At 71.9% G+C, this 25,637-nt stretch carries 24 protein-coding genes and 1 pseudogene; 12 read left to right on the top strand and 13 right to left on the bottom strand.

What is annotated here, in order from left to right; translation table 11 throughout:
* Positions 1 to 36: 36 nt before the first annotated feature.
* Complete coding sequence (locus ABT009_RS01310) at positions 37 to 1,572, bottom strand: AMP-binding protein (RefSeq protein WP_351288158.1); 1,536 nt, start codon at positions 1,570 to 1,572, stop codon at positions 37 to 39.
* Positions 1,573 to 1,760: 188 nt separating this feature from the next.
* Between ABT009_RS01310 and ABT009_RS01305 the strand changes: the two genes are divergently transcribed.
* From ABT009_RS01305 to ABT009_RS01295, 3 genes are all read left to right on the top strand, one after another.
* Entirely contained in the window at positions 1,761 to 3,035 is a 1,275-nt protein-coding gene (locus ABT009_RS01305) for an acyl-CoA dehydrogenase family protein (RefSeq protein WP_351288155.1), read from the top strand.
* Positions 3,036 to 3,130: 95 nt separating this feature from the next.
* Positions 3,131 to 3,895: an SDR family NAD(P)-dependent oxidoreductase gene (locus ABT009_RS01300; RefSeq protein ID WP_351288153.1), complete on the top strand. Its 765-nt coding sequence runs from the start codon at positions 3,131 to 3,133 to the stop codon at positions 3,893 to 3,895.
* 3 nt (positions 3,896 to 3,898) lie between these two features.
* Positions 3,899 to 4,696: a ThuA domain-containing protein gene (locus ABT009_RS01295; protein ID WP_502989786.1), complete on the top strand. Its 798-nt coding sequence runs from the start codon at positions 3,899 to 3,901 to the stop codon at positions 4,694 to 4,696.
* A 255-nt stretch (positions 4,697 to 4,951) separates the two neighbouring features.
* On the opposite strand, the pseudogene ABT009_RS01285 reads toward ABT009_RS01295, so the two are convergent.
* A pseudogene (locus ABT009_RS01285) lies at positions 4,952 to 5,101 on the bottom strand (NAD(P)-dependent alcohol dehydrogenase); the annotation flags it as partial.
* 251 nt (positions 5,102 to 5,352) lie between these two features.
* On the opposite strand from ABT009_RS01285, the gene ABT009_RS01280 reads away from it, so the two are divergent.
* Genes ABT009_RS01280 through ABT009_RS01265 form a run of 4 tightly spaced genes read left to right on the top strand, consistent with a single transcriptional unit; the run spans position 5,353 to position 8,411 of the window.
* Positions 5,353 to 6,762 carry an aromatic ring-hydroxylating oxygenase subunit alpha gene (locus ABT009_RS01280; RefSeq protein WP_351288150.1) on the top strand — a complete coding sequence of 470 codons (1,410 nt, stop codon included), beginning with the start codon at positions 5,353 to 5,355 and terminating at the stop codon, positions 6,760 to 6,762.
* Positions 6,747 to 7,142: a 2Fe-2S iron-sulfur cluster-binding protein gene (locus tag ABT009_RS01275; RefSeq protein ID WP_351288147.1), complete on the top strand. Its 396-nt coding sequence runs from the start codon at positions 6,747 to 6,749 to the stop codon at positions 7,140 to 7,142. The genes ABT009_RS01280 and ABT009_RS01275 overlap by 16 nt, the downstream gene beginning before the upstream one ends.
* Positions 7,143 to 7,147: 5 nt before the next feature.
* Positions 7,148 to 7,366, top strand: coding sequence for a transposase (locus ABT009_RS01270; RefSeq protein WP_351288144.1), 219 nt, complete (start codon positions 7,148 to 7,150; stop codon positions 7,364 to 7,366).
* A 4-nt stretch (positions 7,367 to 7,370) separates the two neighbouring features.
* Positions 7,371 to 8,411, top strand: a complete 1,041-nt coding sequence (locus tag ABT009_RS01265; RefSeq protein WP_351288141.1) for an NADP-dependent oxidoreductase — start codon at positions 7,371 to 7,373, stop codon at positions 8,409 to 8,411.
* Between the two features lie 95 nt (positions 8,412 to 8,506).
* On the opposite strand, the gene ABT009_RS01260 is transcribed toward ABT009_RS01265, so the two are convergent.
* The 4 genes from ABT009_RS01260 to ABT009_RS01245 all read right to left on the bottom strand — a co-directional run bounded on the left by ABT009_RS01260 (position 8,507) and on the right by ABT009_RS01245 (position 12,860).
* Positions 8,507 to 8,821: a putative quinol monooxygenase gene (locus ABT009_RS01260; protein ID WP_351288138.1), complete on the bottom strand. Its 315-nt coding sequence runs from the start codon at positions 8,819 to 8,821 to the stop codon at positions 8,507 to 8,509.
* A 184-nt stretch (positions 8,822 to 9,005) separates the two neighbouring features.
* The gene (locus ABT009_RS01255; protein ID WP_351288135.1) at positions 9,006 to 10,742 is read right to left on the bottom strand and encodes a PEP-utilizing enzyme; all 1,737 of its coding nucleotides are present in this window, start codon (positions 10,740 to 10,742) and stop codon (positions 9,006 to 9,008) included.
* A 31-nt stretch (positions 10,743 to 10,773) separates the two neighbouring features.
* Complete coding sequence (locus ABT009_RS01250) at positions 10,774 to 11,565, bottom strand: SDR family NAD(P)-dependent oxidoreductase (RefSeq protein ID WP_351288132.1); 792 nt, start codon at positions 11,563 to 11,565, stop codon at positions 10,774 to 10,776.
* Positions 11,566 to 11,594: 29 nt separating this feature from the next.
* On the bottom strand, positions 11,595 to 12,860 hold the full coding sequence (locus ABT009_RS01245; protein ID WP_351288129.1) for an aromatic ring-hydroxylating oxygenase subunit alpha: 1,266 nt from the start codon (positions 12,858 to 12,860) through the stop codon (positions 11,595 to 11,597).
* A 250-nt stretch (positions 12,861 to 13,110) separates the two neighbouring features.
* On the opposite strand from ABT009_RS01245, the gene ABT009_RS01240 reads away from it, so the two are divergent.
* The 4 genes from ABT009_RS01240 (at position 13,111) to ABT009_RS01225 (ending at position 17,356) form a co-directional block, all read left to right on the top strand.
* Positions 13,111 to 13,614 carry a VOC family protein gene (locus tag ABT009_RS01240; RefSeq protein WP_351288126.1) on the top strand — a complete coding sequence of 168 codons (504 nt, stop codon included), beginning with the start codon at positions 13,111 to 13,113 and terminating at the stop codon, positions 13,612 to 13,614.
* Between the two features lie 105 nt (positions 13,615 to 13,719).
* Entirely contained in the window at positions 13,720 to 14,769 is a 1,050-nt protein-coding gene (locus ABT009_RS01235) for a thiamine pyrophosphate-dependent dehydrogenase E1 component subunit alpha (protein ID WP_351288123.1), read from the top strand.
* A gap of 5 nt (positions 14,770 to 14,774) precedes the next feature.
* Positions 14,775 to 15,800: an alpha-ketoacid dehydrogenase subunit beta gene (locus tag ABT009_RS01230; RefSeq protein ID WP_351288120.1), complete on the top strand. Its 1,026-nt coding sequence runs from the start codon at positions 14,775 to 14,777 to the stop codon at positions 15,798 to 15,800.
* Positions 15,797 to 17,356 (top strand): dihydrolipoamide acetyltransferase family protein, encoded by a 1,560-nt coding sequence (locus ABT009_RS01225; protein ID WP_351288117.1) that lies wholly within the window; start codon positions 15,797 to 15,799, stop codon positions 17,354 to 17,356. Before ABT009_RS01230 ends, ABT009_RS01225 begins: the two co-directional genes overlap by 4 nt.
* A 20-nt stretch (positions 17,357 to 17,376) precedes the next feature.
* On the opposite strand, the gene ABT009_RS01220 is transcribed toward ABT009_RS01225, so the two are convergent.
* Complete coding sequence (locus tag ABT009_RS01220; protein WP_351288114.1) at positions 17,377 to 17,985, bottom strand: TetR/AcrR family transcriptional regulator; 609 nt, start codon at positions 17,983 to 17,985, stop codon at positions 17,377 to 17,379.
* 159 nt (positions 17,986 to 18,144) lie between these two features.
* On the opposite strand from ABT009_RS01220, the gene ABT009_RS01215 reads away from it, so the two are divergent.
* Complete coding sequence (locus ABT009_RS01215) at positions 18,145 to 18,798, top strand: TetR/AcrR family transcriptional regulator (protein WP_351288111.1); 654 nt, start codon at positions 18,145 to 18,147, stop codon at positions 18,796 to 18,798.
* A 43-nt stretch (positions 18,799 to 18,841) separates the two neighbouring features.
* Here ABT009_RS01215 and ABT009_RS01210 read toward each other — a convergent pair whose 3' ends face one another.
* From ABT009_RS01210 to ABT009_RS01185, 6 genes are all read right to left on the bottom strand, one after another.
* Positions 18,842 to 19,561 carry an SDR family NAD(P)-dependent oxidoreductase gene (locus ABT009_RS01210; protein ID WP_351288108.1) on the bottom strand — a complete coding sequence of 240 codons (720 nt, stop codon included), beginning with the start codon at positions 19,559 to 19,561 and terminating at the stop codon, positions 18,842 to 18,844.
* Positions 19,562 to 19,616: 55 nt separating this feature from the next.
* A complete protein-coding gene (locus ABT009_RS01205) occupies positions 19,617 to 20,771 on the bottom strand; it encodes a thiolase family protein (protein ID WP_351288105.1) in 1,155 nt (384 codons plus the stop codon).
* Positions 20,768 to 21,199, bottom strand: coding sequence for a Zn-ribbon domain-containing OB-fold protein (locus ABT009_RS01200; protein ID WP_351288102.1), 432 nt, complete (start codon positions 21,197 to 21,199; stop codon positions 20,768 to 20,770). Before ABT009_RS01200 ends, ABT009_RS01205 begins: the two co-directional genes overlap by 4 nt.
* Before the next feature lie 66 nt (positions 21,200 to 21,265).
* Entirely contained in the window at positions 21,266 to 22,405 is a 1,140-nt protein-coding gene (locus tag ABT009_RS01195; protein WP_351288100.1) for an acyl-CoA dehydrogenase family protein, read from the bottom strand.
* Positions 22,402 to 24,999, bottom strand: a complete 2,598-nt coding sequence (locus tag ABT009_RS01190) for a putative PEP-binding protein (protein WP_351288097.1) — start codon at positions 24,997 to 24,999, stop codon at positions 22,402 to 22,404. The genes ABT009_RS01195 and ABT009_RS01190 overlap by 4 nt, the downstream gene beginning before the upstream one ends.
* Complete coding sequence (locus ABT009_RS01185; RefSeq protein WP_351288094.1) at positions 24,996 to 25,628, bottom strand: hypothetical protein; 633 nt, start codon at positions 25,626 to 25,628, stop codon at positions 24,996 to 24,998. Before ABT009_RS01185 ends, ABT009_RS01190 begins: the two co-directional genes overlap by 4 nt.
* Positions 25,629 to 25,637: the final 9 nt, after the last annotated feature.

Genomic DNA, 25,637 nt, shown 5'->3' with positions numbered 1-25,637 from the left:
AGGTGGTCCTTCAGCAGGGGTTGAACAGGAGGCGGCTCAACCGGCGATCGTCCGCTCGGAGCTCCAGTACGGGCGGCGCATCGCCCGTTTGTCGAGCTTGCCCATGGCGTTGCGGGCGAGCTCCGGGACGAACTCGTACGACTTGGGGCACTTGTACGCGGCCAGCCGCTCACGGCAGAACCGGTCCAGCTCCTCGGCGGCCGGTTCGCCGCCGTCCGGCACGACCAGCGCGCGCAGCGACTCGCCGAAGTCCGGGTCGGGCACGCCGATGACGGCCACCTCGGCGACCGCGGGGTGTTCGCGGAGCACCGCCTCGCTCTCGGCCGGGTACAGGTTCACCCCGCCGGAGACCACGACGTCCGCGGCCCGGTCGGTGATGAAGATGTAGCCGTCCGGGTCGACGTAGCCGATGTCGCCGAGGGTGAAGATGCCCGGGGCGAGGTAGGCGGCCTTCGTCTTCTCCGGGTCCGCGTGGTAGCGCACGCCCCGGCCCTCCGGAGCCCGGAACGCCAGCAGCCCGAGCTCACCGGCGGGCAGCGGCCGGCCGTCGTCGCCGGTCACCACGACGTCGAAGGGCGGCTGGACGCGTCCCACCGAGCCGGGGTGCGCCAGCCACTCCTCGCTGCTGATGCGTGCGACCGTGCCCGCCTCGCTGGCCCCGTACGACTCTGTCAGCACCGGACCAAACCAGTCGATCATGGCCCGCTTCACCTCCGGGGGGCACGCTGAACCGGTGTGCGAGACCTGCAGCAGGCTGGAGACGTCGTAGCGGGTGCGTATCTCCTCCTGCAGGGCGAGCAGCCTCGTGAAGTGGGTCGGCACCATGACCGACGAGGTGACCCGCCACTGCTCGACCCGGCGCGGGAACTCCTCCGCGTCGAACCTGCCGAGGATCACCACCGGCTGGCCGGCCGCGAGGTGGCGCAGCGCGGTCAGAGGTCCGTTGTGCTGGAGCGGGCCGCACACCAGATGCGGTCCGGGCGGGAAGCCGGAGCGGGCGGCCACCTCCTCCAGGTACGCGACGCTGTCGGCCACCGGGCCGGTCACCCAGCGCACTTCGGTGCCGCGGGCCCGGCCGGTGGTACCCGATGTGTAGACGAGCGGGGGGCGGGCGGGCCGGCCCGCGGGCACGGGCGCGGGATCGGCTTCCGCCAGCCACCGGGTCCAGTCGATGGCGTCGTTCGTGGCCGGCGTTCCGTGCACGACGACCGGAAGGCCGAGCTCCGCGCCCGCCTGCCGGGCGGCCGCCTCGCCCGCCGGGCCGGTGATCACCGCCCTCGCGCCCGCGTCGCCGAGCAGGTCGACCAGCTCGCGGGCGGTCAGCTGCCGGGAGACGGCCACGGTTCCGACTCCGGCCCGGAGCCCGGCCAGATGGGCCGTCATCGTGGCCACGGCGTTGTCGCCGAGGACGGCGACCCGGTCGTCGGGTCCGGGGGCGACCTCCAGCAGCCGCCGGGTCAGACGCCCCACCTGGTCGGCCAGCCGGGACCAGGACACGGTCTCCGTGTCGTCGGCCAGGGCGGTCCCGTACGGCAGATCGCGGGCGCGGCGGTCGAGTGACTGCAGGGACATGGCTCCTCCGGGAGAGTCGACGCCAAGACTGTAGCGTTTATCAAGAAAGTGCGGAACACTCTGATGCGGGTCAAAGGCACGCCACGTGTTCCAAGGGTTTGGGAGCGTCGCATGCCGGTCCGAGCCGTTGCCGTTACTACAAGAGCCGTCTCGTAAGTGAGCCGTGTGAGTGTGCCGAGGAGGTCACCATGTCCCGACCGGATGCGCCGGATATGGACGAGTGGCGGACCCGGGTCCGGCAGTGGCTGGCTACTGCGCTCCGACCGCGGCGCGAGGCCGAGGCCACCGGTGACTCCCCCGACCGTCTCCCTGCCGATCTCGCCGTCTTCCACAACCTCCCGGACGACGAGGAGCGGCGGCTGCTCGACCGCTGCCGCGCCTACCACCGCGCCCGCCACAACGCCGGTTTCCAGGCCCTCACGCTCCCCCGGGAGAACGGCGGCCAGGGTCTGACCGCCGCGCACGCCGCGGTCTTCGCCGAGGAGGAGTCCGCGTTCGACGTACCGCCGTCCACCGAGCTGATCAGCGTCACGGTACGGCTGGTCGCGATGGCGGTGTCCCTGTTCGGGACGCCCGAGCAGCGCGAGACGTACGCCCGCGCGTTCCTCCGTACGGACCTCCTGGCCTGCCAGCTCTTCAGCGAACCCGGCGCCGGCTCCGACCTGGCCGCGCTCCGCACCCGCGCCCGCCAGGACGGCGAGGGCGAGGGCGGCGAGGACTGGGTGATCGACGGCCAGAAGGTGTGGACCTCGGGCGCCCAGTTCGCCAACTACGGCCTGCTGCTCGCCCGTACCGACCCGGACGTCGTCAAGCAGGCCGGCATCACCGCCTTCCTGGTCCCGATGGACGCCCCCGGCGTGGAGATACGCCCCATCCGGCAGATGAGCGGCGGCGCCTCGTTCAACGAGGTCTTCCTCAGCGGCGTACGCGTCCCCGACGCGCTGCGCATCGGGAGTCCCGGTCAGGGCTGGGAGGTGGCGAACGCGACCCTGGCCTTCGAGCGCACGGCGTCCGGGTCCGGCAACCGGCGCAAGGGCGGCACCTTCACCGATGTCCTCGCCCTCGCGCGGTCGTTGGGCCGCACCGGGGACCCGCTGGTACGCCAGCGCCTTGCCGACCTGTATGTACGTACCGCGCTGCGGGCGGCCACCGTGGAGCGCGTCGCCCGGGCGAGCGCGGCAGGCGGCCGGCCGGGTCCTGAGGCCTCGCTGACCAAGCTCATGGCCTCCGACCTGCTCACCCGGACCGGGCAGGTCGCCACCGAGCTCCTGGGCGCCCGGATCTGCGCCGACACCGGGGAGCCGGGCACCTTCGCCTGGACGGAACACCTGCTCGGCGCACCCGGCTACCGGCTGGCCGGCGGCACCGACCAGATCCAGCGGAACCTGATCGGCGAGCGCGTGCTGAAGCTGCCCGGAGAGCCGCGCGTGGACCGCGTGCCCTTCTCCGAACTGCCCGGATAGAGGACCACTGTCCGGATGGATGACGACTGTCCGGCACCGACGACCGACCACTTTCTACGACCGCTTTCCACGTGCTTCCCCGAGGAGTGACATCGATGGATCTGGGACTGACAGGCGCCGGCGCACTGGTGACGGGTGCGAGCCGGGGCATCGGCCGGGCCATAGCAGGGACGCTGGCCGCCGAGGGCTGTGCGCTGGCGCTGTGCGCCCGCGGCGAGGAGGCGCTCGCCAAGGCCGCCGCCGAACTGCGCGCCGAGGGGGCGACGGTGTTCGCCGAGCCGGTCGACGTCACGGACCCGGCCGCACTCGCTGGCTTCGTGGAGCGGGCGGCCGGCGAACTCGGCGGCCTGGACCTGCTGGTGTCCAACGTCTCGGCCGGCAACGTCAAGGGCCCCGAGTCGTGGGAGGCCAGCCTGCGCGGTGATCTGATCCCGTTCGCGGGACTGGTCGAAGCGGCCATGCCGTATCTGGAGGCCTCCGACCGGGCCGCCGTCGTGGCCATCGGCACCACCAACGCCTCCGACACCGCCCGTCCAGCCGGAGCCAACTCGTACTCCGCCATGAAGGCCGCCGTCGTCCAGCACGCCTCCGCGCTCGCGCACGCGCTCGCCCCGAAGGGCATCCGCGTCAACACCGTCTCGCCCGGCCCGATCGATTTCCCGGGCGGCGCCTGGGAGACCATCCGCACCAGCCGACCCGAGGTGTACGAGGAGGTGCTCGCCAAGCTGCCGATCGGGCGTTACGGCACCGCGGAGGACGTGGCCGCGGCGGTGGCGTTCCTGCTCGGCCGGACCGGCTCCTTCTGCGTCGGCGTCAACCTCGTGGTGGACGGCGGGCTGCTGACCCGCGTCCAGTACTGAGCCATGGCGGGCCCGGCCGGCCGCCTGGACGCGGTCCTGGTCTGCGGCGGCAGGTGGCACGACTTCGACTACGCGCGGCTTCGGCTGCTGGAGCTGCTCGGTGAGTATCCGCGGGTGCGCACGAGCGTCTACCAGGACTACGACTGCGTCGCCGCGCTGGAGGAGGCCGACCTCCTGGTCACCTACACCTGCGATGTCCGGCCCGGCCCGGCGCAACAGGCCGTGCTGGCGCGGTTCGTCGAGCGGGGCGGGCGCTGGCTCGCGCTGCACGGCACGAACTCGGTGATCGAGGCTCCGGCTCTCGACGGGCCGCGGGTGTTCACCACCCCGCGGCTGCTCGGGGAACTGGCCGAAGTGCTCGGCAGCCAGTTCTTGGCCCATCCGCCGATCCAGCCGTACGAGGTACGGGTGACCCAGCCCGAGCATCCGCTGGTCGCCGGAATCGAGCCGTTCACGGTCACCGACGAGCTGTACGTCTGCGAGTTGCACGGGGAGCTGGAGGTGCTGCTGCACGCCGAATACACGGGGCCGTGCCGTGGTTTCGCCGAGGGCGACACGGCGGCCTTCGACGAGGCGCCCCGTCCTGTGCTGTATTTGAAGCGGTACGGCCTCGGCGAGGTCTGCTACCTCACCCTCGGCCACTGCCGGGGCCGCTACGACGTGCAGGACCTGGGCATGGCGGATACCGGGCGTGTGGATCGGGGGCCCTGGGGGACGCCGGAGTTCCTTACGGTGCTGGGGCGGTGCATGGAGCGGGTGGTGGGTGCGGTGAGTCAGGCCGCGGATCCGGTGGCCGGCTGAGCGGGGCGCGGATGCCGCCTCTGCTCGGCGTCCCTTGTTTTCGCCCCCGCCGCCCCTACCCGTCCCATCCCCGGGGCTGCGCCCCCAGACCCCCTTCGGCCTGAACGGCCTCGTCCTCAAACGCCGGACGGGCTGGTGATTCCAGCCTCTCCGGCGTTGAGAAGCGGGGGTCCAGGGGGCGGCGGGGGGCGAAACCCATCCGGCTCACCCGTGCGGCAGCACCACCGCGCGGCCGCCGCGGCACCAGGTGGCGAGCTCCTCCGGCCAGCCCATGACCGCCAGATCGGAGTGGCACAGCCCTGCCGCCGTCACCTTCAGCAGTACCTGTCCCGGTCCGGGTTCGGGCACGGGCACCTCGACGACCACGGGAGCACTTCCCACCTTCCGGTACTGAACCGCCTTCATTCCCAGACCTCCAAGCCGGAGAGGGGGATGTCCCCCGCGAGCGAGAAACTTATGAGCCACTACAGCCTTGATGGCGTCGGAGTGTGACACGCTCCGGCGGGCTTGGGGAGGGTGTGGTCGCAACAACTTCAAGGTCCAGCGGGGAGGAGACCGAACGATCTCGGGTCGTACCACTCCGGCCGCCGTCGCGAGTGTTGCCCCTGACTGCGAGAGATAACTACACTCACTCTAAAGTTTCTGCTGGAGGAGAGATGATGGACGAAACGTCGGAGGCGGGCACGGCACGGTGCCCCGGGCCCAGCGTCCAGGACTACCTCGACCAGGACAGTCACCCCGTTCCCGCCGCCTTGAGGTACGAGAGGAACGACTACCTGGGCAGCGACGACATCGACTCCGCGCGCTTCACCTCCCGCGAATGGGCCGAGCGCGAGATGGAGAAGGTGTGGCGCCGCGTCTGGCAGTTCGCCTGCCTCGAGAGCGAGATCCCGGAGGTCGGCGACCACGAGATCTACGAGATCGGTGACGACTCGCTGATCATCGTCCGCACGGCGCCCGACGAGATCCGCGCCTTCGTCAACGTATGCCTGCACCGCGGGCGGAAACTGCGCACCAGCGGCGGCAACGTCGCCGAGTTCCGCTGCCCGTTCCACGGCTTCGCGTGGAACCTCGACGGCAGCTTCCAGACCCCGCCGTGCGCCTGGGACTTCCCCCATGTCACGCCGGAGAAGTTCTCGCTGCCCGAGGCCAAGGTGGCCACCTGGCGCGGCTTCGTCTTCGTCAACATGGACCCGTACGCGGAGTCCTTCGACAGCTACCGGGGCACCTTCGACGAGTACTACATCTGGCCGCTGGAGGACCGCTACAAGTCGCTGCACATCGGCAAGGTGCTGCCCTGCAACTGGAAGATCGCACAGGACGCGTTCATCGAGTCCTTCCATGTGATCGCCACACACCCGCAGATGCTGCCGTGGCTCGCCGATGCCAACTCGCAGTACGACGTCATGGCGGACCAGCCCAACTGGAACCGGATGATCAACATCCAGGGCGCCCCCAGCCCGCACGTGGCGGACTCCGTCACGGAGGAGGATGTACTGGAGACGTTCTACGACTCGCGTGCGTTCTACTCGGCCGCCCAGGGCCGCGACCTGGTGATGCAGGAGGGGGACGAACTGCCCGCGATCCCGCCGGGCGGCACCGCCCGCCAGGTCCTCGCCGAGCGGATGCGCGCGCAACTGGCGGCCACCTCGCACCAGGACTTCTCCCAGGCCGCCGACACCGAACTGCTGGACGCCATCAACTACCTGCTGTTCCCCAACTTCAACCCCTGGGGCGGCGCCAAGTCCAACATCATCTACCGGTTCCGGCCCAACGGCCTCGACCCGGACTCCTGCACCGCCGAGATCATCTTCATGTCGGCTCCGAAGAAGCCCGGCGAGATGCCGCCCCCGGCCAAGCTCCGCTGGGTGCCGGACGACATGCTCTTCGCGGACATCCCCGAACTCGGGGTGCTCGGGCCCGTCTTCGACCAGGACTGCGAGAACCTGCCTTACGTCCAGCAGGGTCTGAAGGCCATGCGCAAGCCGGGCATCACCCTGGCCAACTACCAGGAGAGCCGCATCCGCCACTTCAACCAGACGCTCGACCAGTGGATGAACCGGTGACCGTGTCCGGTGAACCGGTGACCGTGTCCGGTGAACCGGTGACCGTGGCCGAGGAACCGGTGACCGTGACCCACCGTGTGGCGGTCAGGCCCTCCGGCGTCCACATCGACGTGCTCGACGGCGAAGACCTGTTCAGCGCCGCCCAGCGGCTCGGCTACCGCTGGCCCACCGTCTGCGGCGGCAAGGGCACCTGCCGTACCTGCTTCGTGGAGGTCGACGAGGGCGCCGAGAACTGTTCCCCCGTGGGCCCGCTGGAGCGCGAGGGCATCGAGGCCCTGCGCAAGCCGGTGGACGGCGTGACCCGGCTCGCCTGCCGGCTCCGGGTCGCCGGCCCGGTTACCGTGACCAAACGCGGCGTGCGCCGCCGACCGCAGGAGTGAGCACCATGCCCAAGCAGGTAGTCCATCCCTTGACCGGGCATGTGTACCGGCTCACCGACGACGGGCTGGTCGAGGTGACCGACCCGAAGACCGGTGCGCGGGGGATCTTCGACTTCCAGGCCCGGTGGCAGTCGGGCGAACTGCGCCATGCCGACCTGCAGATGGCCGGCTGGGTGGGCCGCCTCGCGCAGCGGCGGTCCGCCCAGCAGCCCTCAGAGGAGTGAGGCGATGACTCCCGGCACCACGCGGGTGGTCTGCCTGGTCCGACGGCCCGACGGAGAACCGGTCCCCGGGGACTTCGCCGTCGAGGAGCGTCCGCTGCCGGCGCTCGGCGAGGGCCAACTCCTCGTCCGCAACCTCTATATGAGCGTCGATCCCTCGATGCGCGGGCGGCTGGAGACCACCGAGAAGCACTACACGCACAACTTCACGCCCGGATCGCCGCTGGACGGCCGGGCGCTGGGCGTCGTGGAGGAGAGCCGCTGTCCGTCCGTGCCGCACGGCACCTTCGTACGCCACCAGCTCGGCTGGCGGGAGTGGGCCGTCCTCGATCCCGCGGACACCGACGGCACCGGGCGCATCGACCCGGGCCTGGCGCCGCTGCCGACTTGGCTCGGCCTGCTCGGGCAGACCGGGTTCACCGCCTACGTCGGGCTGACGCGGATCGCCCGGGTGCGCCCGGGAGACACCGTCTTCGTCTCGTCGGCGGCCGGGGCGGTGGGCAGCGCCGCCGGGCAGTTCGCGCGGATGCTGGGCGCGGGGCGGGTCATCGGGACCGCGGGCGGGCCGGACAAGTGCGCCCTGCTGGTGAAGGAGTTCGGGTACGACGCCGCCGCGGACTACCGTGCCGAGCCGGTGCGCGAGGCGCTGGCCAGGCTGGCGCCCGATGGCATCGACGTGTACTTCGACAACGTCGGCGGGGAGCAACTGGTCGCCGCCCTGCACGCGTTGCGCACGAACGGCCGTGTAGCCCTGTGCGGCATGATGTCGCAGTTCGGCACGGACGCCGGCCGCCGGTCCGCCGACATCAACCAGCTCATCCAGGCCGTCCTCAAACGGCTGACCCTGCAGGGCTTCATCGTGCGCGACCACGACGACCTGCGGCCGGAGTTCGAGAACCGGGTCGCCGACTGGCTGCGCTCAGGCCGGATCACCGCCTGCGAGACGGTCGTGGACGGCCTGGACAACGCGGCGGGGGCACTGCTGTCGCTGCTGGACGGCGGGAACGTCGGCAAGATGCTGGTCAGGCTGGCACCGGACCCGTCTTGACCTGGGCGGAGAACGACTGAGGCGGTTGCGGCCCGGCTTCCGGGCCACAACCGCCTTTCGGCATGTCGGTATGGCGTATGTCGGTATGACAGGGCTCAGCGCATCGGCCGCGACACCGCGACGGTGAAGGTGCTCAGGGAGACGCCCACGCGGGACAGCCCGGCCGTGGCAGCCCGGAAGTCCTTGATGTGCGCGGTGGTGAAGTGCTCGTCGAGGGCCTGCTGGGAAGCCCACCGCTCGTAGACCCGGATGCGTCGTTCGTCGGCGGGGTCCGCGGTCATGGCGTAGTCCAGGCAGCCGGGCTCCGCCTCGCGGGTGCGCCTTCCGACGTCGACGAGGTGCTTCAGCATCTCGTCGCGCTCCTCGGGCGCGTAGTCCATCCAGCCGGCGACGATGACTTCTTCCGACACGGCAGTCCTTTCGTTATGTCCGGGGCCTGGTCTGGTCCCTGGTCCGAGGCCTGGCCCCGGGCGCTGGTCCGGGGCCTGGCACGGGATCCTGGCGGACGCCCTGCCGCCGCTGACGCGGCAGAACCCCCGGGCCGCTGTTCGGGTCAGCGGCCCGAGGGCGTCGCCCGGCGGAGGGGCACGACGGTCAGAGACCGATTGCCGCCGGGACGCTGTCCACTGTGACCGTGCCCTTGTCGCCGTCCACCGTGATGACCATGCCGTTCCGCAGCCGCTGCGTACCGCCCTCGACGGAGATCACGGCCGGGATGCCCAGCTCGCGGCAGACGACGACGGCGTGGCTGTTGAGGGCGCCCACGTCCACGACGGCCGCCCCGGCGACCAGGAACAGGGGGGTCCAGGCGGCGTCGGTGATCGGCGCCACCAGCACCTCGCCCGGTTCCAGTTCCTCGCACTGGGCCGGGTCGGTGACGACGCGGACCGTGCCGGTGTACGTGCCGTGGCTGCCGCCGACACCGGTGAGGACGTCGCCCTCGCCGGCCGCCTCGGTGTGCTCCTCACTGCGCCGCGGCCAGGTGTCGATCTCGGTCCGGGCGTCCTCGGCGATGAAGAACGGCGGTTCCAGCTCGGCGAGTCCGGCGTACTCCCCGAGCCGCCGGGCGATGACGGGGCCGAAGCGGTCCGGGTCGGCGATGTAGTCGTCGAGCTCGGTCTCCAGCAGCATCATCACGTCCTCGGGCCGGGCGAAACGTCCCGCCTCGACGCCGCGGCGGCCCAGTTCGCGTACCGTCATCCGGATCTCGTTGACGACGGTCACACAGTTCGCCTTGGTCCGCTCGCGGGCCGCGATCCACACGGTGGAGGCGTGCATGCCCGCGTCGAACATGGGCTGCGCTTCTTCGGGAAGTGCGGCCCTGATCTCCTCGGCCGTCTTACGGCGCTGTTCGGTCAGCCGCTCGTGTCGGGCGGCCGGGGAGTCGTCGTCCGGGCTGTGCCGGACACGGTCGACCAGGGCCAGCGCCTGTACGGGGGCCGCCTCCCAGGACAGGGCGTGGATGTCCCACTCGTTGGGGCCGCGGTCGCCGTACTCCGCGAGGAACTCCTCGAAGGAGTCGCGGAACGCCTTGACGTCCCCGGTGGCCCCGTCCAGGGCCCGCTCGACGGCGGCCGGTCCCTGGCCGAACAGCGCCGTCAGCTCGGCCGAGCCCGCCACCTGCCGGGACAGCGTCCACAGCCCGGTCGACGGCGATGCCGAATCGACGTCGCCGAGGCCGCCGATGAGGTCGAGCATCGCGCCGGGGCGGTCCACGCTCGCGCACAGCGGGCCGAGGATGGCCGGTCCGACGGACGCGGGCAGCGACGACTCCACGTGCCGCTGGAAGGTCACCTCCACGTCGTCGAGGAGGGAGCGGACGCGCTCGAGCAGCTCGGCGTCGGTAAGCCGCGTCAGATCGGGCCGCTCGCGGCGGATCCGGCGCAGCCGCTCCCGGTCGGCGTCGGCCTCCGGGAAGTTGGTCTGGCCGAGCATCCGCTGCAGCGTCGCGCCGGACTTGGCGGTCAGCTCCTCGTCCTGGTCCTCCGGGTGCGGCACGTACGGCGGGGTGTCGGAGCGCTGGCCGACGAAGGCCGCGTCGATCTGGTCTGCCGTCTGCCCCATACGGATGCCGAACAGCCGCATGTGCGACAGGTTGAGGTAGAAGTAACCGCCGAACATCCCCACGAACGGCGGCCGGGGACCGGCCACTTCCTCGTCGCGGTAGATGCCGAAGCCGACGAAGCCGCGGCGCCACCCCTGCAGGCCGCGCCCCCACACCAGGGTCCAGCCCAGCGGGCTGGCCGGGTCGGGCAGGGTCTCGCCCGCGTTGGCGCGGGTGTAGTGCGGCAGCCGCTCGCTGCGCTGCCAGTCCGTGATCCAGCTCTTCATGGCCGAGGTCTCCCGCCGTCCGTCCCGGTTTCTACCACTGCGCCGTTCCGCCGTCGACGCTGATCAGCGCCCCGGTGATGCCCGCGCCCGCGTCGCTCGCGAGCAGCGAGGCGACGGCCGCGATCTGTTCCACTGTGGTGATCTGCTTGGTGGCGGCGTGCTCGGCGAAGCGGCCCAGCCACTCCTCGTACGAGATGCCCTCGGCCTCGGCCGCGGCAGGACCTGCGGCGCGCATCAGGTCGGTGTCGACGGCGCCGGGGCAGATGGCGTTGCAGGTGATGCCCTGGGTGCCGTACTCGAAGGCGGTCGCCTTGGTCAGACCGTGGATGGCGTGCTTGTTGGTGATGTAGTGGCTGATCGCGGGCTTGTTGGCCTGCTTGCCCTCGACCGATGAGATGTTGATGACGCGGCCCCAGCCGCGCTCGAGCATCTTGGGCAGCGCTCGGCGGGTGCCGTAGAAGTAGGCGTTGAGGTTCAGCTTGAGGGCGTCGTGCCAGGCCTCGTCGCTGAGCTGGTGGACGGGGGCGAAGCCCGAGGTGCCGCCGACGTTGTTGACCCAGATGTCGAGCCGGCCGAAGCGCTCGGCGGCGAAGTCCGCCAGTGCTTCGATGTCCTCCTGGCTGTTGGCGTCGCAGGGGTGGAAGACGGCCCGGTCCCCGGCGCCCATCTCTTCCAGGGCCTGCTTGCCCTTGACCTCCGAACGGCCGGTCACGACGACCGTGGCGCCGTCGGCGAGGAATGCCTCGGCGATGGCGCGTCCGATGCTGCGCGTGCTGCCCGTGATCACCGCGACACGTCCGTCGAGGCTGCCCGTAGCCACCATGGTGTTCTCCTGCGCGTGTTGTGGGTTTCTCACCTGGCGGCTCGGTCCAGGTGTTCGTGGATGGTGCGGTGGAAGTGCTGGAGTCCGGCCTCGTTGCGCCCGAAGACGAAGTCGGTGCCGCTGAGGGCTTCGAGGCCCTGCTGGACTCCGTAGGTGGTCGCGTAGTCCTCGTCGCGGACCACCTCGTGGAACCACTCGCCGAACTGGTCGGCGGCCTTGCGCTCCTCGTCGGTGACCGCCGGTACCCGCAGCAGGATGATCTGCTGGGTCACCGACTCGGTGGCCGTCCGGGGAAGCACCAGGGATACGGCGATCTTCTGGCGCCAGCCTCCGGCGATCGCCAGGCCGGGGAAGAGCCAGTAGATGGGTCCGACGCAGTCGCCGGGGTCGCGCTGGTCGGGCGGCAGCTCGACCGCCTGCGCGATGGGGCGCAGGGCCGGCGCGATGCGCTGGTGGGGGCCCCAGGTGTCGTGGGCCATCATGTTGGAGAGGTTCGTCTCGAACACCGTCTTCGGGTGCAGCGAGGCGAAGTGGTACGTCTCCAGGTACCCGTCGAGTGTGACCTTCCAGTTGGGGCTGGTCAGCTCACTGGTCGAGTAGTGGTGGCACTCCGCCAGGCGGAGTCCCTCGAGTAGCGGCTGCAGATCGCCGAGCCAGTCGTCGAGGTCCTGCTCGGCGGCCGGGTCCAGCGAGACGAAGACGATCCCGGCACGCTCACCGGCCGGGAGCCGCACCAGGCCCCGGCCCTCGCGCGGCACGTCGCCGAAGGTCTTCTCGGCGTACACGCCACGCAGCTCCCCGGTCAGGTCGTACGACCAGGAGTGGTACGGGCAGGTGAGCCGCCTCGAGACGCCGCAGCCCGGTTCGATGAGCTTGGCCCCGCGGTGCCGGCAGGCGTTGATCATCGCGTGGACGGCGCCCTGCCGGTCCCGAGTGATCAGCACCGGAACGCCGAGCACGTCGAGTGCCTTGTACGTGTTGGGCCCGGGAAGCTCGCAGGACATGGCGAGCGGCAGGGGGACGCTCCGGTGGACGGCGTCCATCTCCCGCTGCCAGCGGTCGGCGTCCAGGTAGTTGGCGACGGGTTCCGTCCACTGGTCCTCGGCCTCGTGCGTCGTGTTGCCGCGGTAGTGCGCCATCACGCGCTCGACGAGTTCGGCCGCCTCCTGCCGCATCGCCACGGCCGCGGCGTCGGTGGACCGGTCCTGGCTGATCCACGAGGAGTATTCGGGGGCGTTGGGCGGCTGCCGCTCGGAGCCTGCCTCCTGGATCCCCGCTGAACTGGTCTGGACCACGATGTCCTCACAATCCTCCCAGCCGCGAGCCGGTGAAGGGCTCGACGTGCGACAGCTGGGCTGTGACGGACACAACAACAGGGCTTAGTGTGGTCTGTCAATAGAAAGTACCGAAGTTGGGCGCCCGGCATCCCGCAGGTCACACAGCTTTCTGCGAGATTCGAGGCCCAGCCTTTACTGGATCTTTCTATTGACTGGCTCCAGTCACTGAAGTGCGATGTGGCAGGACGCTCGACAGTGAGGTGATGCGGTGAACGACGACGTGGACGATCCGGCACCCGAGGTGCGGACCGAGATGGCCGAGCCCTTCGAGGCGGGGGTCGTCGTGCACGACCTGGAGCTGATGGAGCGCTTCTACTCCGAGGCGCTCGGGTGCCGTGCGGTGCACCGCTCGCACATCCCGAAGTCGATCGCCGCGCCGGCCGGGCTCGGCGGGGAGCTACGGGTCGTCTGGCTGCAGGTCCCCTCGGGCGGCCGGATCAAGTTGATACGGCCTCAGTTCGACGCGACCCGCGCCGGGTCGGCCGAACCGCTGACGGCGCGCCGCGGCCTGTCGTATCTGACCTTCCCTCTGGACGACGTGGATCCGGTCGTGGCCGCCCTCTCGGCCGCCGGGGCGCGGCCGCTGTCGGACCCGGTCGTCGTGCAGGCGCGGGGCCGGCGGATCAGCTTCTGGGCGGACCCCGAGGGCAATGCGGTGGAGCTGGTCGACCGGCGCGGCACCGATCCGGGGGCGGCTCGGTCCGGGGCGTAGTAATTAGAGAACCTGTTCAGTAAGGTGCGCTCTGCCAGTTACTGTAGACCGGCACAACAAAGTCCGGTTGCTTGGAAGACCTCGCTCGGGGCGAAGGGGCGGACGATGGCTCAAAGGGCATCGAGTCAAAGGGCATCGAGGAAGTCGGCCGAGGCGGCATCGAAGAAGCCGGCCGATGCGGCCGCGGACCAGGTGTCCGCGCAGCTCGTCAGGGATCTGCACGAGCGCATGGTGCGCATCCGGCTGTTCGAGACCGAGGCGGGAAAGCTCATGGAGGCCGGAAAGCTTCCGGGCTTCCTGCACCTCTACGTCGGCCAGGAAGCCGTGGCCGCGGGGGTGATGGCGGCACTCCGCGACGATGACCAGATCACCTCCACCCATCGGGGACACGGGCACGCTGTCGCCAAGGGCGTCGGCTTCAGGGAGATGTACGCCGAGCTGTACGGCCGCGTCACCGGCGCCTGCCTCGGACGCGGCGGAAGCATGCACATCAACGACGTCGGCGTCGGCATGCTCGGCGCCAACGGCATCGTCGGCGCGGGCATCCCCATCGCCGTCGGCGCCGCCTTCGCCGCCCGGTACAAGGGTGAGGACAGCGTGGCCGTGAGCTTCTTCGGCGACGGCGCCACCAACATCGGCACCTTCCACGAGGCCGCCAACATGGCCGCCGTACTGCGGCTGCCGGTCCTGTTCGTCTGCGAGAACAACGGCTACGCCGAGTTCACCCCGCAGTCCCGGCACATGCTGCTCACCGACGTCGCCGACCGGGCCGCCGCCTACGGCATGCCGAGCGTGATCGTCGACGGTATGGACGCGGTCGCCGTGCACCGCGCAGCCGTCGAGGCCGTCGAGCGCGCCCGGCGCGGCGAGGGCCCCATGATGATCGAGGCCAAGACCTACCGCTACTACGACCACCAGGGCGTCAAGGGACTGCGCCACCCCTACCGCTCGCAGGAAGAGGTCGACGAGTGGAAGGCCCGCGACGCGATCGACCTGCTGGAGGCCCGCGCCGTCGCCGACGGCACCGCCACCCGCGCGGAACTGGACGCCACCTGGCAGCGCACCCGCGACGAGATCGCCGAGGCCATCGCGTACGCCGAGGCAAGCCCGCTGCCCGACACCGCCGACCTGCTGCTCAACGTCTACTCGGGGTGACCGCCATGACCACCATCACCGAAGCACCGGCCGTCGCCCCGGGCGGCACGGCCCGCAAGCTCACCTACGTCAAGGCCTTCAACGAGGGCCTTGCGCAGGCCATGCGCGAGGACGAGAACGTGTTCGTCGCCGGCGAGGACGTGGCCGGGTACGGCGGCGTCTTCCGCATGTTCGACAACCTCCTCGACGAGTTCGGCCCCCGCCGCATGATCGACACGCCGATATCCGAGGCCGCGCTGGTCGGCCTCGGCGTGGGGGCCGCCGCCCGGGGCCTGCGCCCCGTCGTCGACCTGATGTTCATGGACTTCATCGGCGTCTGCCTCGACCAGATCGTCAACCAGGCCGCCAAGATGAAGTACATGTTCGGCGGCGCCGTGTCGGTGCCGCTGACCATCACCACCGCCTCGGGCGCCGGCCTGGGCGCCGCCGCCCAGCACAGCCAGAGCCTGGAGGCCTGGCTCGCCCATGTGCCCGGCCTCAAGGTCGTGATGCCGTCCGACGCGTACAGCGCCAAGGGCCTGACCGTCTCGGCGATCCGGGACGACAACCCGGTCGTCGTGATGCTCAACAAGGTCCTGCTCGGCAACACCAGCGAGGTCCCCGAGGAGATCTACGGCATCCCGCTGGGGCAGGCCCACACCGCACGGCACGGCTCCGACGTCACCGTCATCGCCCTGGGCCGCATGGTGGGCGAGGCGCTCGCGGCGGCGGACGAACTGGCCGCCGAGGGCGTGGCAGTCGAGGTCATCGACCCGCGGACCGTGCAGCCGCTGGACACCGAGACGATGATCGCCTCCGTACGCCGCACCAACCGCTGCCTGGTGGTGCACGAGGCCGTCACCTTCGGCGGGCTCGGCGCGGAGATCGCCGCGCAGATCCAGGACGCGGCCTTCGACTACCTGGACGCGCCGGTCCTGCGCATCGGCGCCCCCTTCTCCCCGGTGCCGTTCTCGCCGGTCCTCGAGAAGGCGTACGTGCCCGATCGCGCCCGCATCGCGCAGGGCTGCCGCCGTCTCCTCGAAAGGTCGTGACCGACGTGGCGGTCGAGGTTCTGCTGCCGAAGATCGGCCTGACCATGCAGGAGGGCACGATCGACGAGTGGCTGGTGCCGGCCGGCGCCGCCGTCTCCGAGGGCGACGCACTGCTGCGGCTGGCCACCGACAAGGTCGACGTGGACGTCGAGGCGGAGGCCTCGGGGTTGTTCCACCCCGTGGTCGCCGCCGGGACCACCGTCCCGGCGGGATCACTGATCGGCTGGCTGCTGACCGCGGGCGAACAGCCGCCGGGCGCGGTGGGTTCGCCGATGCCGCCCGGCACCCAGGCCGGCGTGGGCGCCGCCGGCGGCCTGCCGGCCCCTGGGACCGCGCCGGCCGGAGGGTCCTCTCCGGTCGGCGCCTCGGGGGCCTCCGCCGAAGGCGCCGTCAACGGTGCCGGCGTCGGGGGCCGGATTCTGGCCTCGCCGAATGCTCGGCGAGTGGCCGGTGAGCTGGGTGTCGATCTCGCCGCGGTACGGGGCACCGGGCCCGGCGGGCGGATCGTCTCCGAGGATGTGGAGGACTTCCTCGCCGCCGCCGCCTCCGCGGCGGCGCGGCCGGCGGACGGGGCGTCCGGGGGTGCGGCCGGGCCGGTTTCTCCGCTGGTCCGCCGGCTCGCACGGGAGCGGGGGATCGACCTCGACTCGGTGAACGGCACGGGCCCGGGCGGCCGGGTCCGCAGGGCCGATCTCGACGCGGTGGCACCGGGGGCCGAGCAAGTCGTCACTGCTCCGGCCACAGGGCCCGCCGCCGTCGCAGGGCTTCCGCCTGTCGCTGCGGCCGAGTCCGCCACCGCGACGGGGCGCGGCCCGGGAGCGGGGGCGCCCGCCCGCAGCGCGGCCTCCCATGGCGCGGCTCCGCGTCCCGGCGACGTGCTGCCGCTGACCGGTATGCGCGGCACCATCGCCCGCCGTATGCACGCGAGCCTGCAGGAGATGGCGCAGCTCACGCACGGGTACGAGGTGCGGATGGACGCCGTGGTGGCGCTGCGGGCACAGCTGAAGCAGGAGTGGGAAGGCAGCGACCTGCCGGTCCCGAGCCTCAACGACTTCGTACTGAAGGCGGCGGCGCTGGCCCTGCTCGACCACCCGCTGCTCAACGCGACGGTGCGCGAGGACGGCGTCCATCTGTACGAAGAGATCCACGTGGGATTCGCCGTCGCGGTGTCCCACGGGCTTCTGGTGCCCGTCCTCAAGGACGCCGCAAGCCTCCCGATGACCGAACTCGCCCGGCGGTCACGCGAGTTGGCCGGTGCCGCCCGTGAGGGGCGGATCTCACCGGACCGGCTTGAAGGGTCCACGTTCACCGTCACCTCGCTGGGCGGATACGGCGTCGACTTCTTCACGCCCGTGATCAACCCGGGGAATGTCGCGATCCTCGGAGTGGGCAGGCTGAGGGACGGCGTCGAGTGGGTGGACGACCGGCCGCGCCGCACGCGGGTGCTCACACTCAGCCTGACGTTCGACCACCGCGCGGTCGACGGGGCGCCCGCCGCCGAGTACCTGCGCACGGTGGAGACGCTGCTGGCCAAGCCGCTGCGGCTGCTGGTGTGACGGATTGGGCCCAGCCGGGTTCAGTCCGTCGTCAGGCCCACCAGCCGGTCGGCGAGCCGGCTGACCTCCTGGGTGAAGGAACGGTGCCCCAGCGACCGGTAGACGTCGTCGCCCCGCACCTGCGAGATCGCGGCGTTCTCCACCAGCGCCAGCACGCCCAGGGCGATCACCGCCGCTTCCGCGTCGGTGATCGCCTCACGGGCCTTGCGCACCAACCCGGCCAGCTCTGCCAGCAGTTGTGTGCGGATCTCCTGGCGCAGTGCCTCGGCCTCCTGGCTCATCCCGGCCGAGGAGACGAAGAAGACGGTCGCCGCGGACCGGTGCTCGCCCAGCCAGGCCAGCAGCGCTGTGACCTCCTGGCCGATGCCCGCGCCGGGCGTGTGCGCCTCGGCCAGGGTCTCCAGCTGCTCGAGCAGCGCGGCGGCGAACACCCGCATGCCCTCCACGAGGACCTGGTCCTTCGAGGAGAAGTGGTAGTACACCGCGGCGGACGTCATCTCCGCCCGCGCTGCGATGTCGGCCACCGTGACCTCGTCCGGTGACTGGGTGGCGAAGAGCTCGGTGGCTGCCTCGACCACCCACTGCCGGCGCGACGGACGGTGGGCGGCGCGGGTTCCGGATGTCGTCATGGTGTCAAGTATGCCCTCGGCCCCTGACCTCGGATGCCACATGTTCAGCAGGAATTCCGGGGCACACGCACCACGGCCACCCGCGGAGTTACTCGATAGCATGGTCAGTACGCCGGGCGTACGGACGACACCGGCCACAGCAGCCGCAAGGGGAGCAGGATGGCCACCAAGCAGAACGGCAAGCAGCCCGCCCACCGCCCCTCGCGGCGGCAGCACATCATCGGCGCCGCGGTGCGGGTCTTCGGCCGGAAGGGCTTCGCGGAGACCAGCATCCAGGACATCGCCGACGAGGCCGAGGTGGTGCCCACGGCCGTCTACTACCACTTCGACGGCAAGGAGGAACTGCTCGAACTCGCCATGCGCAGGGTCTTCGACCAGCTGAACGCCGTCGTCGAGGCGGCCCGGCCGGACACCGAACCCGGCGACGCCGAGGGGCTGTTGCGCGTGATCGACGCCGTGTGGGACTGGGTGGCGAAGAACCCGGACGAGGCACGGCTGTTCCAGGTGCAGGTCGCCTCCGCCAACGGCAACGTCAAGCTGCTGCGCGACGAGTTCGAGCAGCGCCACATCCAGCGGGCGTACGACTACCTGCCCGAGGGCACGACGCGCAGCCCCCGCGCCGCCAAGGCCCGGCACGCGGCGCAGGCCCTCGCGGTCCGCACCCTCATCTCCACGACCATGCTCGTCACCGCGCTGCGCGCGGAGGGCGGCCCGCTGTCCGGGCTGCCGCCCCGCTCGGTGCAGGACGCGGTCAGGTCGCTGGCCCTGCGTATCGTCGCCGCGGAGCAGGGCACCTCGGCCGCATCCGCCTGATACGCGGGTCCGCCGGGCAAGCCGGGCGGGTCCCCAGCGTGGGTCACCAGGGCAGTGGCTTCCGTTCGGCGAACAGCCCGCCTGTCGTGTCGTCGCCCTCGGGCAGCGTCGCCAGCCATACGGGGGTGTCGGCGCCCTCCTCGGGGCCGCGCGGCGCGGCGGCGCCGCCCATGCCGCTGCGGGTCCAGCCGGGGTCGGCGGCGTTGACCAGGACACCGGTTCCGGACAGTTCGGCCGCGAGCATACGGGTCAGGGCGTTGAGCGCGGTCTTGGAGATCCGGTACGCCGGGTGCCGGCCGGAGTCGATCAGCGCCAGGGAGCCGTAGGAGCTGGTGACGTTGACCACCCGTCCGTAACCGGCCCGCACCATGCCCGGGACGACCGCCTCGGCCATCCGCCAGGCGCCCGCGAGGTTGGTGTCCAGGGTGGCCCGCAGGACGTCCTCGTCGAAGTCCGGGGTCTTCCGGTGGCCGTCGAGCGAGACCCCGGCGTTGTTGACCAGCACGTCGACGCCCCCGGTCAGCTCCCGGGCCTCCCACACCGCCTCGCGGATGCTCTCGGCCGAGGTCACGTCCAGCGCCAGTGGTATCGCCGATCCGCCGATGCCGCGGCACACCTCCTCGGCTGCGTCCCGGCTTCTCGCCCCGACCAGGACCCTCAGTCCGCGGTCTGCCAGCTGCCGGCTGATCTCCACGCCGATGCCGCGTGCACCGCCGGTGACCAGCACGGCTCTGGTGATGTCACCCATGCTGGTGTCGCCCATGCCAGGCCCTCCCTTCTCGCTCTCCTCGTCGGGCCGGCTGCCCCTGGCCCCTGTGTCAGACCGTGAGCACCGCACACGCGCTGATCCCCGGCGCCCCGTACACGTGCGTGAAGCCCACCCGGGGGCCTCCCAGCACCTGCACACCCGGTGCGCGGCCCTGCAACTGCCGTACGACCTCGTGGAACTGGCGCAGTCCCGAGGCGCCGACGGGCTCGCCACCCGCCAGGCAGCCGCCGTCGGTGTTGACCGGTATCCGGCCCGTGGACTCGGTTTCTCCGGCCGCCAGCAGCTCTTCCTGCTCGCCGTGGCCGCACAGCCCGGTCTCCGCCAGGTGGATCAGCTCCGAGCCGCTGTCGGTGTCCTGCAGCTGGGCGACCTGTACGTCCGTGGGCCGCAGGCCGGCGCCGCGGAAGGCCGCCTCCGCAGCGTCGACGCTGGGGCTGCGGTGCGGGCCGGGCGGCAGCCAGGGAGCGAACACCTCGAACGAGCCGAACCGCCGGGTCCGGAAGGCCAACGACGCCAGCATGACCGGCCGTTCGCACAGGTCGAACGCGCGGTCGCCGCGGGCCAGCACCAGCGCCGCTGCGCCCTGCCCCGGCGAGCAGAACATGTACTGGGTGAGCGGCGGGCTGACCTCGGCGGAGTCGAGGATCTCCTGCTCCGTCAGCGCCTTGCGCCGCCACGCCATGGGGTGGCGGGAGCCGTTGCGGAAGGCGCGTGCGGCCACCGTCGCCAGCGCGCGCTCGGAGATGCCGTGCTCGTGCAGGTACCGCTGGGTCTTCAGGGCGAAGAACTGCGTCGTGAGCATCATCCCGGTCTCGGCGTACCAGTCGCCGAGCCCGTAACGGGCCGCGGAGACATGGAAGGCGCCCCGCTCGTGCTTGTCGAAACCGACGGCCAGTCCCAGCGACGCCTCGCCCGCGCGCAGCGCGTTGGCCACGGCAAGTACGGTCGAGGCTCCGGTCGCGCAGCCGTTCTGCACGTTGACGAACGGCACGCCGGTCAGCCCGAGGCGGCCCACCAGCGTGTCCGGTTTGCCTGACACATCGGAGCCGCCTGCCGCGTATCCGATGTCCTCCCAGCCGACGCCGGCGTCGGCGAGCGCCTCCCGTACGGCATGCCGGGCCATGTCCATCCCGGTCACCGTCTCGTCGCGGCCGAAGGGGTGCATCCCGCACCCGACCACGTAGACCTCGTCGGCCCGGCTCATCGCTCACCTTCCGGGTCCGGTCCGGGGTCCGGGCGGAACGCGAAGGTCAGCACCTGTGTCCCGTCCTCGTCGTGGCACGCGGGCACCAGGGTCAGCCGGACCGGCAGCCCGATCCGCACCTGCCCGCGGGGCACGTCGAGCCGCGCCTCGACCAGCACTTCACCGAGGTCGACGTAGCCGAGGGCGTACGGCTGGAAGCCCTCGGCCGGCGGGCGGTACGGCGGTTTCGGAGGGAAGGCCTGCAGCGTCCACGACCAGACCACGCCGCGCTCCGGCAGCACGTGCGGGGCCATCGTCCCGTCCGGGCACCTGGGGCAGGAGTCCTGCCGGGGGAAGACGACGGTGCCGCAGGCGGTGCAGCGGACCCCCAGGAGACGTGGCGGTTCCACGCTCTCGAAGAGGCCGTCGTCGATGAGTCTCGTGGTCATGCCGCTGTTGGTCATGCCGTTCTGCCTTCTCTTGCACGCTGCTGCCACAGGTCCCGCGCGGCCGGGTCACCAGCCCAGCAGCCCCGCCAGCCGTTCCCGGTGGTGCGCGGCGCCGCCCAGGAGCACCGCGTCGGACTGCGCGCGCCGGAAGTACAGGTGCGCGTCGTGTTCCCAGGTGAAGCCCATGCCGCCGTGCAGCTGGACGCACTCCGCTGCGACGTACGCGAACGCCTCGCCGCACCATGCCTGGGCCACCGCCGCCGCCTCCGCGAGGGACTCGGGCGAGCCTGCCGCCCGGACCGCGCGTACCACCGCCGACCGTGACGCCTCCACCTGGAGCAGCATGTCGGCGCAGGTGTGCTTCACGGCCTGGAAGCTGCCGACGGCCCTGCCGAACTGCATGCGGTCCCGCACATGGGCCACCGTCATGTCGAGGGCCGCCTGAGCGCCGCCCAACTGCTCGGCGGCCAGCGCCACCAGGGCCACGTCCAAGGCGCGGCCGACGACCTCGGTCCCTTCGCCGTTCGCCGTCAGGGCCCGCGCCCGGACTCCGGCAAACGAGACGACGGCCTGGCCGCGGCTGAGGTCCAGCGTGGGCACCCGTCGGACGGTCACGCCCGGCCCGTGCGGGTCGACGAGGTCTACGAGGAAGAGGTCCACGCCGTCGGCGCCCTCGGCCGCGACCACCAGGGCTTCGGCGTCGGCGCCGTCCAGTACGAATGGCGCAGTGCCGTCGACGACCGGAACGCCGTCGCGCCAGGTGACGGCCACCGGCACCGCGTCCGGCCGCCAGACTCCGTCGGGCGCGGCCACGGCCAAGGCGTGCACCCTGCCCGCGGCCAGTTCCGCGAGCGGCTCGTCGGCCGTACCGCACCTGGCCAGCACCTGCCCCGCCAGCACCGTGGAGGACAGCAGCGGCACCGGCGCCAGCGTCCTGCCCAGCTCCTCGCAGACCACGGCGATCTCCGCGAGGCCGCCGATGCCGCCCGCGTGCTCCGGCAGGCCGAGGGCCGCGAGGCCCACCTGCCGGCCGAGGGTGTCCCATAGTTCGGCGTCGATGCCGGGGGCGTGCTCGGGGAGTGCGCGCACGGCCGCGATGCCGCCCGCGTCCGCGCACACCGCCCGCACGGTGTCGCGCAGTTCGGCCAGTTCGGTTTCCGACGCCTCGGTCACGCCGCCGACGGGGTCGGTCACGGTACTGGTCATGGTGCTGTCCCGTTCTCGTTGCGCCCCTCGCGCAGCGCGCTGTGCGCGGCGGCCATGCGGGCGACCGGCACGCGGTGCGCGGAGCAGGAGACGTAGTCCAGTCCGAGGTCGTCGCAGAACGCGATCGACTCGGGGTCGCCCCCGTGCTCGCCGCACACGCCGAGCTTGATGTCCGGGCGTATGCTCCTCGCCTTCTCGGCGGCGAGCGCGACCAGGGCGCCGACGCCGTGCGGGTCGAGCCGGGCGAACGGGCTGGCGGTGAGGAACCCGCGCTCCTGGTACGAGGCGAGCACCTGGCGTTCGACGTCGTCCCGGGAGAATCCGTAGGTGAGCTGGGTGAGGTCGTTCGTGCCGAAGGAGAAGAACTCGGCGTGCTCGGCGAGTTCGGCGGCCAGCAGGGCGGCGCGCGGTGTCTCGATCATCGTGCCGAGGCGGTACGGCACCTCGACGCCGGTGCGGGCGGCGACCGTCTCGGCGGCACCGCGCACGAATTCGGCCGCTGCGGCCAGCTCCTCCGGCAGGCTGACCAGGGGGATCATCACCTCGAGGCGCGGCCGGACGCCGGTGGCGGCGACATCGGCCCAGGCCGAGAAGAGGGCCTCGGCCTGCGCCGGGTACAGCCTCTCGTGCAGCAGCGCCAGACGTACGCCGCGCAGCCCGAGCATCGGGTTGGCCTCCCGCAGCGACGCCGCCCGCTGCTCCGCGGCCGCGTCCCCGGCCTCTCCGGGCGCGGGCAGGAACTCGTGCAGCGGTGCGTCGAGGAGGCGCACGGTGACCGGGCGGTCCCCGACGGCGGCCAGCAGCGCCTTGAAGTCCTCGTGCTGTGCCTGTTCCAGGGCGAGCAGCGCCTCGTCGCGGGCCGCCGAGCCGTCGGCCAGGATGACGCCGCGGATCAGCGGCAGCCGGTCGCCGAGGAACTGGTGCTCGGTGCGGCACAGGCCCACACCTTCCGCGCCGAGGGCGACGGCGGTGCTCACTTCCGATGCCGTGTCGGCGTTGGCGCGTACTCCGAGCCGCCGTGCGCCGTCCGCCCAGTCCAGCAGCGTGGACAGTTCGGGCGGCGGCCCGGCGACGCTGACCTGCAGTGTCCCGGCGTAGACGGCGCCGGTACGGCCGTCGAGCGACACCGGGTCGCCTTCGCGTAGCAGCCGGTCGCCGATCCGCACCGTCCCGGCCGCCCGGTCGACGCGCAGCCCCTCTGCGCCGCACACCGCCGGTTTGCCCGCGCCTCGCGCCACCACCGCGGCGTGCGAGGCGATACCGCCGCTGCCGGTCAGCACCGCGGCGGCGGCCAGCATCCCGGGGACGTCGGCCGGTGTGGTCTCGTGCGCGACCAGGACGGCGCCCGTGCCGTCGGCCGCCAGTTCCAGGGCGCGTTCGCTGGACAGGGCGATCACGCCTGCCGCGGCTCCGGGGGACGCGGGCAGGCCCCGCACCAGGAGTTCCTCGTCGCCGGTCAACCGGAGCTGGGCGTGCAGCAGTTCCTGCACCTGGGCGGGGCCGATGCGGCGTACCGCCTCCTCGCGGCCGAGTGAGCCGTCGCGGGCCAGGTCCGCGGCCAGGCACACCGAGGCGCGCAGCGGCGGGCGGGTCTGCGCCGAGGCGGCGAGCAGGGAGACCTCGCCGTCGCGCACCTCGAAGTCGACGGAGACGGGTGCGTGCAGATGGCGTTCGAGGGTGAGCAGCGCATGCTCGAGCAGCGCAGTCCCTCCGCCCAGTCGCTCCAGCGGTTCGCCGGTGCCCGGGGGCGGCGCGCTGCGGCGTACGCCCCGGAAGAACGAGCCCTGGGGCGAGAAGCGGCCCGTCTCGGCGTTGCGGCTGACCGCCGTGCCGTAGCCGGAGCGGTCCGCAGGGCCGATGCGCAGCGCCTGGACGTGCAGCGCTATGCCCAGATCGGCGGGGAGCCGCTGGGCGCGGCGGGACCTTCTGGCGCGCGGCGAGTCCCACCGGGCGAGGACCGCCCGGGCGGCCAGGGCGAGTTGTCCGGCGGGGTCGTCGGGGAAGGGCCGCGTGGCGTGCTCCGCCACCAGGGACAGCAGCGCGTCGACGCGGGCGTGCGGCTCGGGGATGTCGAGCAGGGCGTCGTCGAGCAGCGCGCCCGGCACGTCGAGGCCGTACTCGGCGATCATCCGGACGGTGGCGGCCCACACCTCGTACAGCGCGTCTCCGCGGCCGATGACGGCGCTCAGGTCCCCGGCGTTCTTGGGGTTGACGCCGAGACAGGCGAGGTCGGGCGGCAGTCCGGCGACCTCTGCGGGGGCGCTCGCCGACAGACGCAGCAGCAGCGGCCGGGCGGCGTCGCCGACGCGGCGTCCCGACATCTGCTCGACCAGTTCGATGGCCGCGCGGGCGGTATCGGGCTCGCACAGCGGCTCCGACGCGCCCGCGGGCACGGTCAGGCCCGGCACCACCGGCAGTCCGAGTGCGACCAGCCGGTCCATCGCGATGCCGTGCGTGCCCAGTTCAGCGGCGTCCAGTCCCCGGGTCCGCCCCTGGCCGTACGGCACCAGGGCGAGGCCGGGCGCATCCGGCCGGGGTGCAGGCGCATCCGGCTGCGCCGCGATGACGCCGGCCTGCGGCTCGGTGACGCTCACCCCCGGCTCCTACGGACCAGCTCCTCCTCGAGGGCCTCGTCCTGCGCTCGGCTGATCCCCAGGACCAGCAGCAGTTCCTGGTGCAGCCGCATCCACACGGTGTGGTACGAGTCGCAGAGCGGCGACGCCAGCCACTCCGTGGCGCCGTCGTCGAACCGGTCGAGGGCCTCCTGCAGACCGGTGAGGTACCGGCCGCTGCCCGCGAGCAGCCGCTCCAGCCTGCGCAGCACCGGCTGAATGGCCTCGTGCACGTCCTCCAGCATCTCGCGGACCTCGGCGTCGTAGAGATCGTCGCTGTGGTCGTTGACGCTGCCGTCCGGACGGCACTGCCAGGCGGTGCAGACCTCGCGCACCTGCCTGTTGACCGGCAGGAACGCCTCGTAGACCGCGGTGATCTGCTGCTCCAGCCCGGATCCCGCGGGAATCCGCAGCATGTCCGACACGGCCTTCTTGGCCCGCTCGGTGGGCAGCGCCATGGGGCCTTTCACCATGGCGAGCCCGGCGTCGACCAGCGGTCGTTGCTCGGAGGCCTCTTTGCCGCGCCACATGCCGCGCAGGACGAGGTCGACGACGGCTTCGGTGAGTGACTCGTCGAGGGCGTCTGTCCGCTCCACGGCAGCAGATTGCATCTCCACACC

It is taken from the genome of Streptomyces sp. NPDC002896 (assembly GCF_040295225.1).
Lineage (GTDB): Bacteria > Actinomycetota > Actinomycetes > Streptomycetales > Streptomycetaceae > Streptomyces.
Note: the sequence above shows the minus strand (reverse complement) of the source record. Positions and strands in the feature narration are given on the sequence as shown.